Genomic DNA, 9,217 nt, shown 5'->3' with positions numbered 1-9,217 from the left:
CAGTCAATCAGGATGGACTGGACGAACTCTTCCGCCGAGCGCTGCGAAAACTCGCGGTCGAACGGATATTCGATAACCGAGCGGAAACCGATGGCCTCAAGGATGCGCGCCTTCAATGGCGCAGGCGTGAGGCGAAAGACCGGCGTATCGGGCCTGAACACGGAACGGGGATGCGGCTCGAAGGTCAGCACCAGCGCGGGGACGCCGCGGGCTTCCGCCAGTTCCAGCGCGCGATCCAGCACGGCCCGGTGGCCGCGATGCACGCCATCGAAATTGCCTATGGCGACGACGCCGCCACGAAGAGCTTCGGGCAGCGGCTCTTTTTTTTCATTGCGGTGAAAGACGGTCATGACAGTCGATCCATTCCAGCGCCAGCTATTCCCGAGGCGAGACGTAGAAATGCGTCCTCAGGCAAGTCGGGGCATCCACCAGCCGGGTGAAGCGCCCTGCCCCTTGAGATAGGCATTGAGAAGCGCCTCGTCCGTCTGGCCGTTCAGCGTATATTCGGCGACGTGAATACCGCCGCTGATATAAAGAAGGTTGAGACCGCTCGCAATCGCGCCCTTCACATCCGTCGGCATGCCGTCACCGATGGCGAGAACGCGATCCTTGGCGAAGGCGCCGCGCACTTCCTTGGCCGCTGCAAGGCAGGCCTCATAGATCGGCGCATGCGGCTTTCCGGCGATGCGAACCTCGCCGCCAAGCTGTTCGTAATAGGCGGCCATGGCGCCGGCGCAGGGAATGATGCGCTCGCCGCGCTCCACCACCAGATCCGGGTTGGCGCAGATCATCGGCACGTTGCGGGCAATAAAGCCCTTAAGCATTTCGGTATAGTCCTCCGGAGTCTCCGTCTCGTCGTCGAAGAAGCCGGTGCAGACCACGGAGTCCGCGTCGGCCTCGCCAACCACCTCGACATCGAGACCCTCCAACAGCGGCATGTCCCGCTGCGGTCCCAGCAGGAAGACTTTTCTGGGGCCTTCCGCGATCAGGCCACGCGTTACATCGCCCGAGGTGACGATGCGGTCATAGGCCTCGTCGGGCACGCCGAGCACACGCAGCTGGGCGATGACGCCGGGCGCGGGACGCGGTGAATTGGTGATGAGAACCACGGTCTTGCCGGCCTCGCGCGCGCTTCTCAGGGCAATGGCCGCGTCCGGAAAGGCGCTGACGCCATTGTGCAGCACGCCCCAGACATCCGACAGGATAACGTCGAACCCATCAGTGATTTCGCCGAGAGTTTGAATGCGGTGGGCCATGAGATGCTTTCCGGATGCGAGAAGAGTGTGTGCGTCACATCGCAAAGCGGGACGCCGATGGCAAGGAAAAAAGCGCCGCCGGTCCGGGCGTCGGACTGAACGGAATGGCGCGTCACACTCGACGTCATCCTCAGGCTTATCCCGCGCATCCAAACCCGTCACGAAAATCAATGCGTTGGCAGATCATATTCCTGGGACAAGCCTAAGGAAGACAGGGGCGCGCTTTTCGAGCCTTCCAGCCTCCCGGTGTGAAGCTTCATAGCATCGCGCAGACATAGAAATTCCTGTCACGGAACGCTGGTAACCATAAGCCACGAAATTTTTCAGACAGGGCGTTCTTGACTCCGGAAGAAGCCCTCCTTATCTCGGTTCCGCTGGCACTCGATAAACGAGAGTGCTAACACCCATCAGGCGAGTTCCAAAAGCTCGCGCAGTCATTTGATCGAGGGATTAGACAATGACAAGCACCAATTTCCGCCCGCTTCACGATCGCGTCGTTGTTCGTCGCGTTGAGTCCGAAGAAAAGACCAAGGGCGGCATCATCATTCCCGACACCGCCAAGGAAAAGCCGCAGGAAGGCGAAATCGTCGCCGTCGGTTCCGGCGCACGTGACGAAGCCGGCAAGGTCGTCGCTCTCGACGTCAAGGTTGGCGATCGCGTTCTGTTCGGCAAGTGGTCGGGCACCGAAGTCAAGCTCAACGGCGAAGACCTTCTGATCATGAAGGAAGCCGACATCATGGGCATCATCGGCTGATTTCGGCCACCCCATCCTTCCTTAAATTTCAAGCCGGACCCCGTCCGGCCATTCGAAACCAGGAGTTTTGAAAATGGCAGCCAAAGAAGTAAAATTCGGCCGCACAGCACGCGAAAAGATGCTCAAGGGCGTCGACGTTCTTGCTGATGCAGTGAAGGTAACCCTCGGCCCGAAGGGTCGTAACGTCGTTATCGACAAGTCCTTCGGCGCTCCGCGCATCACCAAGGACGGCGTTTCGGTCGCCAAGGAAATCGAACTGGAAGACAAGTTCGAGAACATGGGCGCACAGCTCGTTCGCGAAGTTGCCTCCAAGACCAACGACATCGCCGGTGACGGCACCACCACAGCGACCGTTCTGGCCCAGGCCATCGTTCGCGAAGGTTCCAAGGCAGTCGCTGCCGGCATGAACCCGATGGACCTGAAGCGCGGTATCGATCTGGCCGTCGCTGAAGTCGTCAAGGACCTTCAGGCCAAGGCCAAGAAGATCAACACCTCTGAAGAAGTTGCGCAGGTCGGCACGATCTCCGCAAACGACGAACGTCAGATCGGTCTCGACATTGCTGAAGCAATGCAGAAGGTCGGCAACGAAGGCGTCATCACCGTTGAAGAAGCCAAGACCGCTGAAACCGAACTCGAAGTCGTCGAAGGCATGCAGTTCGACCGCGGCTACCTGTCGCCCTACTTCGTGACCAACCCGGAAAAGATGGTGGCTGACCTCGAAGACGCCTACATCCTCCTGCACGAAAAGAAGCTCTCGAACCTCCAGGCCATGCTGCCGGTTCTCGAAGCTGTCGTTCAGACCGGCAAGCCGCTCGTCATCATCGCTGAAGACGTCGAAGGCGAAGCTCTTGCAACGCTCGTCGTCAACAAGCTGCGTGGCGGCCTCAAGATCGCTGCCGTCAAGGCTCCTGGCTTCGGCGACCGCCGCAAGGCCATGCTGGAAGACATCGCCATCCTGACCGGCGGTACCGTCATTTCCGAAGACCTCGGCATCAAGCTCGAAAACGTTACGCTCGACATGCTCGGCAAGTCGAAGAAGGTTTCGATCTCCAAGGAAAACACCACGATCGTTGACGGCGCCGGCCAGAAGTCCGACATCGAAGGTCGTGTTGCCCAGATCAAGGCCCAGATCGAAGAAACCACCTCCGACTACGACCGCGAAAAGCTGCAGGAACGCCTTGCCAAGCTCGCTGGCGGCGTTGCCGTTATCCGCGTTGGCGGTTCGACGGAAGTCGAAGTGAAGGAAAAGAAGGACCGCATCGACGACGCTCTCAACGCGACGCGCGCTGCCGTTCAGGAAGGCATCGTGCCTGGTGGTGGCGTGGCTCTGCTGCGTTCGTCCACGAAGATCGCCGTCAAGGGCGAAAACGACGACCAGGAAGCTGGTATCAACATCATCCGCCGCGCCCTGCAGGCTCTGGTTCGCCAGATTGCAGACAACGCTGGTGACGAAGCTTCCATCGTTGTTGGCAAGATCCTCGAGAAGAACGAAGACAACTACGGCTACAACGCCCAGACCGGCGAATATGGCGACCTGATCCAGCTCGGCATCGTCGACCCGGTCAAGGTTGTCCGCACGGCTCTGCAGAACGCAGCTTCGGTTGCTTCGCTGCTGATCACCACCGAAGCCATGATCGCCGAGCTTCCGAAGAAGGACGCTCCGATGCCGGCAATGCCGGGCGGCGGCATGGGCGGCATGGACTTCTAATCAGTCCTGTCACCGGAATAATGAAAGGGCGGTCTTCGGATCGCCCTTTTTCGTTGGCCACCCATGCCCCTTGAGTGGTCCGGCGTCGCCAGCGCGCCGGACGGGCGGCATGGACTTCTAACCAGTTCTGTCATCGGAATAATGAATGGGCGGTCTTCGGATCGCCCTTTTTCGTTGGCCGCCCATGCCCCTTGAGTGGTCCAGCGTCGCCAGCGCGCCAGACGGGGCGGCATGGACTTCTAATCAGTCCTGCCATCGGGATAATGAACGGCACTCGTCGGATCGGCCCTGTCCCCTGACCGAAGAGAAAGGAGCGCAGTCTGTGAATCTCGACGCCAGACTGAGCAGAACGTCGGCACCTCCCAGAGAGATGCCTCGTAAAATCAACCGGTTGCACAATTTCGAAGGCCCACGCGGAAGGGCTCAAATATTGTCCCGTTTTGGAACAGCGCCGCATTTGTCCCGCCGTTTTTTGCGGCCCATGGAATATTGCGGTGGCGCTGCTGCGAATCATCATCACCACGGGACTCGATATCGGCGCCAAGTGACCTGTAAGTACGCTATTTAGTTGTGGCTTTTCACAAGTCTCGCGGTTTTGAAGAAGAAATACATATTATTTTTATATTTCTCACTGACTGGTTGTTGTAGGTAGAAGAAAATAAACTATAAGCAGCCCCCGTAAGGGTGCCGCGACGGGACGCAAGCATTGAAGGGGTTTCGATGCCTGGCAGATACGTCAGACTGCGGATGGCGGTGGAAGTTCGACCCGGCGATAACGCTTCAAAAGCGGCGCCGGCGCGATGTTCATACGGGGGCGCGAATTGTTCGAAATATCAAGACGCAACGATGCTTTGCCCGCGGCGGCTCCCACCACACCGGATCCACGGACTTTGGCGCGTTTCTTCATTTCGGAAGAATGGAGCAGTGAGCTTTCGAGCGGTGTCATCCGGCTCGGCGAACACGCATCTTTCATGCATGGGGTGCCGCCGGGTGAGTGCGGCCTGCTCAGCCTCGTCCGCTGTTACGACCGCGCTGACCACGCCCGGGTGCTGGAACTATTCGAACAGGCTTCTTCCGCCCCCTCGCGTTTCTGCTTTTCAACCGGCATCTCGATGTTGCCGGCCCTGCGGCAACCGGTCATCTGCATGGGTGAATCCTTCAATTTTGAAGATGGCCAGCCCGGTCGTATCACGGGACTGTTCCTGTTTCCCCGTTTCGAAGACATGCGCTTCGCCGCCTGATATCCTGTTTCCAGTTTCACCATCGTTCACAAAATAAAGACAATTTGTCTTCTGTTGTTCATCTTTATGGGCGAATGATTTTCAGTCATTGATATCTCCAGACATTGCCCCAACCGGCGAAACGCCGATCATTTACCGGAGATTTCCATGTCCAGCAGCCAGAACGTTCTCGTTCTTATTGCCCGCATTCTGCTATCCTTCATCTTTATCTATGCCGGCTTCGGCAAGCTGACCGATCCGGCCGGTACGGCCGGCATGATCGCCGGTGCCGGCATGCCTGCCGCAACCGCGCTTGCATATCTCGCAGGCCTCTTCGAACTCGTGACCGGCCTTGCCATTCTCGTCGGTTTCCAGACGAAAATCGCCGCCTGGGCGCTTGCCGTCTTCTGCGTCTTCACCGGCCTCGTTTTCCACAGCGGCACCGTTGCCGTTCCCGGCTGGCCTGACCCGGCGCTTGGCTGGATCAATGCGCTGAACGGCATCATGCTGATGAAAAACATCACCCTGGCCGGCGCTTACATCCTGCTCGCCGCCTTCGGTCCCGGCGCTTATTCCGTCGATGCAAAGCGCGGCGTCGCTCTGGCTCACGCTTAATTCAGGCGTCCCGCCAACGAAAAAGCCGCTGGAGCGATCCAGCGGCTTTTGTGTTTTGATGCTCAGACCGCCGCCCTGATGCGCGACGCGATCTCCTCAATCCTTCCATCGCCGTCATGTTCCGGTTTGCGGGCGCGGACAAAGCAGGCTTCCGAACGCACGATGATACCGTCGGAGAGAATTTTCAGATGGTTGGCTTTCAGCGTCGAACCCGTGGAGGTGATATCAACGATGATATCCGCCTGCCCCGCCGCCGGCGCGCCTTCGGTGGCACCGAGGCTTTCGACGATGCGGTAAAGCTGGATGCCGTGCTGGCGTGAAAAGAACTGCTGCGTCAGCCGCCAGTATTTGGTGGCGATGGCGAGCCTTCGACCATGGCGGGCGCGGAACTCCGAAGCGACATCACCCAGATCCGCCATGCTGTCCACATCCAGCCAGATTTCCGGCACGGCGACCACGACGTCGGCATGCCCAAAACCGAGACGGGCGCAGAATTCCACCTGCGCATCGGCATTGGTCAGCCCTTCACGCACAAGGTCCTCCCCGGTCACGCCGAAATCCACCGTGCCGGCGCCGATCTCGCGGGCGATTTCTGACGCCGACAGATAGGCGATCTCGATATCGTCGCGCCCTTCGACGCGGCCGCGATAGGAACGATCATTGCCGACGGCAGCGACTTTCAGCCCGGCGCGTTCGAGAACGGCGGAGGAGTCTTCCTTCATCCGGCCCTTGGAGGGCAATGCGATGGTGATCATGGCTTACTCCCGCGCACCGTTTCGATGCGATCCAGCCAGAGCGAGAAGCCCACGGCCGGTATTTTTTCCTGTGCGCCGAGCAGCGTCAGCAGCCGGTCGAAACGGCCGCCACCGGCGAGAACACTATCTCCACCCGCTTCCACCACCTCGAAAACAAGGCCGGTATAATAGTCGAGCGGACGACCGAACGCCGCGCCATAGGTGACGGTTTCGAGGTCAACGCCAGCGTTAGAAAGAGCTGCGACACGTTTGTCGAAAGCGGAAAGCGCCCCGTCCAGTTTCAGCTTCGCCTTTGCAGCAAAATCGGCCAGAACCTGCGAGGCCTGCGGCAGAGGCGCCTTCAAAGCGAGGAACTGCTTCAGCAGCGCAAAACTGTCATCCGGTAGACGTGTGGCCGCAAGGGCCAGTTTTTCCCGCAGGCGGCGGGCGATTTCCTGTGGTGAACGGCTTGCATTGGTGGAGTAGCCGGTTTCCTGCATCACCGTATCGAGATAATCGACCAGCACCGCCTCATCCCCGGTCGCCAATAGCCCGGCGACGCGGGCGTCCAGCCCGGTCATCGGCTTGGGATGCATGAGGCTTTCCAGCAACGCGTCAAGCTGCGCCATGTCACCGAAGGCCTGTACCAGCCGCTTCTGCCAGCCGAGCGGCAGGCCAAGGGCGGCAACAACCGCCTCGAACACCTGTTGATCGCCCAGGGTGACGGCAAGCGCCCGGCCCGGCAGCAAACGCTGCAGAATCCCGGTGGCATCGATGACGGCACGCGCATCGGCGGCGGCAATATCGGTATCGCCGAGATCCTCGATGCCAGCCTGATAAAATTCGTTCGCACCTTCGCGGCGCTGGCGGAAGACTTCACCGAGATAGGAATAACGTTTGGGTGTGCCGGTCGCCGTCTCGATATGGCGCAGGCAGACGGGAATGGTGAATTCGGGCCGCAGGCACAGGCTCTCACCCGTCTCGCTCTCCGTCATGAAGATACGGCGGCGCAAATCCTCGCCAGCCATATCCAGAAACGGTTCCGCAGGCTGGATGACGGGCGTGTTCACGCGACTCGTGCGGCGCGCGGCGAATTCTTCCAGTAGCTCTCCGGAAAACTCCGGCATGTCGATCAGGGGCATGGGATATTTCCTGTATACGCCACGAGATACCCCCCTCTGTCACTTCGTGACATCTCCCCCTCAAGGGGGGAGATCAGTGGGAGTACGCCGCGCTGGCCGCTTGCAGATCTCCCCCCGTGAGGGGGAGATGTCCGGCAGGACAGAGGGGGGTAAGCGGCTGACACCACGTTACTTACTTTGCGCCCGCGCCAAATCTTCAGCTTGTGCGGCCAGAATCTCGCGGACCTTTGCCACCAGCTCGGCCTCCGGCACGCTGACCTGGGCCACACGCGCCTCGCGCCAGCTGGCATTGTCCTCGATCTCGCCGGAGAGGCGCTTGCCTTCGATCAGGTCCTTGATCTGCACCACGCCTTCGGCACGCTCGTCACCGCCCTGAATGATGGCAATGGGGGAACCGAGGCGGTCGGCGTATTTCAGCTGGTTGCCGAATTTCTTCCAGTTGCCCTGATACATTTCAGCGCGGATGCCTTCGGCCCGCAGCGCCTGGGTGAAACGCTGATAACGGCTCATGCTCTCCACATCACCATCCATGACGGTGATGAGAACAGGCGCGAGCGGCTTCACCTGGCCGAGCTTGCCGAGGTTCTTCAGCGCCGTCATCAGACGCGAAACGCCGATGGAGAAGCCTGTGGCGGGAACCGGCTGGCCCATGAAGCGGGAGACGAGGCCGTCATAACGGCCGCCGCCGCCGACGGAGCCGAACACGACCTTTTCGCCCTTTTCGTTGGTGACGTCGAAGGTGAGCTCGGCCTCATAGACCGGGCCTGTATAATATTCGAGGCCGCGAACGACCGAGGGGTCGATCTTGATGCGATCCGCATCGTAACCGGCACTGGAGACGAGAGCGCCGATGATGTTCAGTTCATCAACGCCTTCCTCGCCTTTCGAGGTGCCCGCGACCAGTTTCGCCAGATCATCGGCGCTTGCCGCATAATCCTTGATGCCGACGAAAAACAGGACCTTTTCGATCTGCTCGTCACCGAGACCGGCACCCTTAGTAAAGTCACCGGACTCGTCCTTGCGGCCGGGGCCGAGCAGCAGCTTCACACCCTCAGGGCCGAACTTGTCGAGCTTATCAATAGCGCGCAGCACGTTCAAACGACGACCGGCATTTTCCTCGCCACCGAGACCGATGGCTTCCATGACGCCATCGAGCACCTTGCGGTTGTTGACTCGGATAACGTAATCTCCGCGCTTGATGCCGAGTGCTTCCAGCGTATCTGCCATCATCATGCACATTTCGGCATCCGCCTGCACGCCGGATGCACCCACCGTATCGGCATCGAACTGCATGAACTGCCGGAAACGGCCGGGGCCGGGCTTTTCATTGCGGAAGACATAACCGGCGCGATAGGTGCGGTATGGCAGCTGGATTTCGTTGAAGTTTTCAGCCACATGGCGTGCGAGCGGCGCCGTCAGATCGTAGCGCAGGCTCATCCACTGGTCGTCGTCATCCTGCAACGAAAACACGCCCTCGTTCGGGCGGTCGCTATCGGGCAGGAACTTGCCGAGCGCATCGGTATATTCGAACTGCGGCGTTTCGATCGGGTCGAAACCGTAAAGCTCATAAACCCTGCGGATCTTGTCGATCATCTCGTTGGTGGCATGGATATCGGCAGCCGAGCGGTCCACGAAGCCGCGCGGCAGACGGGCTTTCAGTTTCTGAGGCTTTTTTGCTTTTTCGCTCATGATGCCGATCCGATATTTTCCTGAAATTATGCCGGTGTTAAAGCGCGCCGCGCTTTAAATTCTGTTTTTACGCATGTCTTTATCTCAAAACCGCTGCGC

The 9,217-nt window shown here is 59.6% G+C and carries 9 protein-coding genes; 4 read left to right on the top strand and 5 right to left on the bottom strand.

The window, feature by feature from the left end; all coding sequences use genetic code 11:
* Both DOU54_RS28215 and DOU54_RS17255 read right to left on the bottom strand, forming a co-directional pair.
* The coding region (locus DOU54_RS28215; RefSeq protein WP_502695972.1) for an adenylyltransferase/cytidyltransferase family protein at window positions 1-350 on the bottom strand (350 nt) is incomplete at its 3' end.
* 57 nt (window positions 351-407) lie between these two features.
* A complete protein-coding gene (locus tag DOU54_RS17255) occupies window positions 408-1,256 on the bottom strand; it encodes a TIGR01459 family HAD-type hydrolase (protein ID WP_004440197.1) in 849 nt (282 codons plus the stop codon).
* A gap of 457 nt (window positions 1,257-1,713) precedes the next feature.
* Between DOU54_RS17255 and groES the strand changes: the two genes are divergently transcribed.
* The 4 genes from groES to DOU54_RS17235 all read left to right on the top strand — a co-directional run bounded on the left by groES (window position 1,714) and on the right by DOU54_RS17235 (window position 5,553).
* On the top strand, window positions 1,714-2,010 hold the full coding sequence (gene groES, locus DOU54_RS17250) for a co-chaperone GroES (RefSeq protein ID WP_004440196.1): 297 nt from the start codon (window positions 1,714-1,716) through the stop codon (window positions 2,008-2,010).
* 73 nt (window positions 2,011-2,083) lie between these two features.
* Window positions 2,084-3,718, top strand: coding sequence for a chaperonin GroEL (gene groL, locus DOU54_RS17245; protein WP_113731707.1), 1,635 nt, complete (start codon window positions 2,084-2,086; stop codon window positions 3,716-3,718).
* An 800-nt stretch (window positions 3,719-4,518) separates the two neighbouring features.
* Window positions 4,519-4,959: a hypothetical protein gene (locus DOU54_RS17240; protein WP_222857004.1), complete on the top strand. Its 441-nt coding sequence runs from the start codon at window positions 4,519-4,521 to the stop codon at window positions 4,957-4,959.
* Between the two features lie 147 nt (window positions 4,960-5,106).
* On the top strand, window positions 5,107-5,553 hold the full coding sequence (locus tag DOU54_RS17235) for a DoxX family protein (protein ID WP_004440191.1): 447 nt from the start codon (window positions 5,107-5,109) through the stop codon (window positions 5,551-5,553).
* Window positions 5,554-5,615: 62 nt separating this feature from the next.
* On the opposite strand, the gene hisG is transcribed toward DOU54_RS17235, so the two are convergent.
* From hisG to hisS, 3 genes are all read right to left on the bottom strand, one after another.
* Entirely contained in the window at window positions 5,616-6,308 is a 693-nt protein-coding gene (gene hisG / locus DOU54_RS17230) for an ATP phosphoribosyltransferase (RefSeq protein ID WP_004440190.1), read from the bottom strand.
* A complete protein-coding gene (locus tag DOU54_RS17225; protein ID WP_004440189.1) occupies window positions 6,305-7,429 on the bottom strand; it encodes an ATP phosphoribosyltransferase regulatory subunit in 1,125 nt (374 codons plus the stop codon). The genes hisG and DOU54_RS17225 overlap by 4 nt, the downstream gene beginning before the upstream one ends.
* 168 nt (window positions 7,430-7,597) lie before the next feature.
* Window positions 7,598-9,118, bottom strand: coding sequence for a histidine--tRNA ligase (gene hisS / locus DOU54_RS17220; protein WP_113381013.1), 1,521 nt, complete (start codon window positions 9,116-9,118; stop codon window positions 7,598-7,600).
* Window positions 9,119-9,217: the final 99 nt, after the last annotated feature.

The organism is Agrobacterium sp. MS2, assembly GCF_003261015.1.
GTDB classification, from domain to species: Bacteria; Pseudomonadota; Alphaproteobacteria; order Rhizobiales; family Rhizobiaceae; genus Agrobacterium; species Agrobacterium pusense.
The sequence above is the reverse complement of the archived record's forward strand: the minus strand, read 5'-3'. Positions and strand labels throughout refer to the sequence as shown.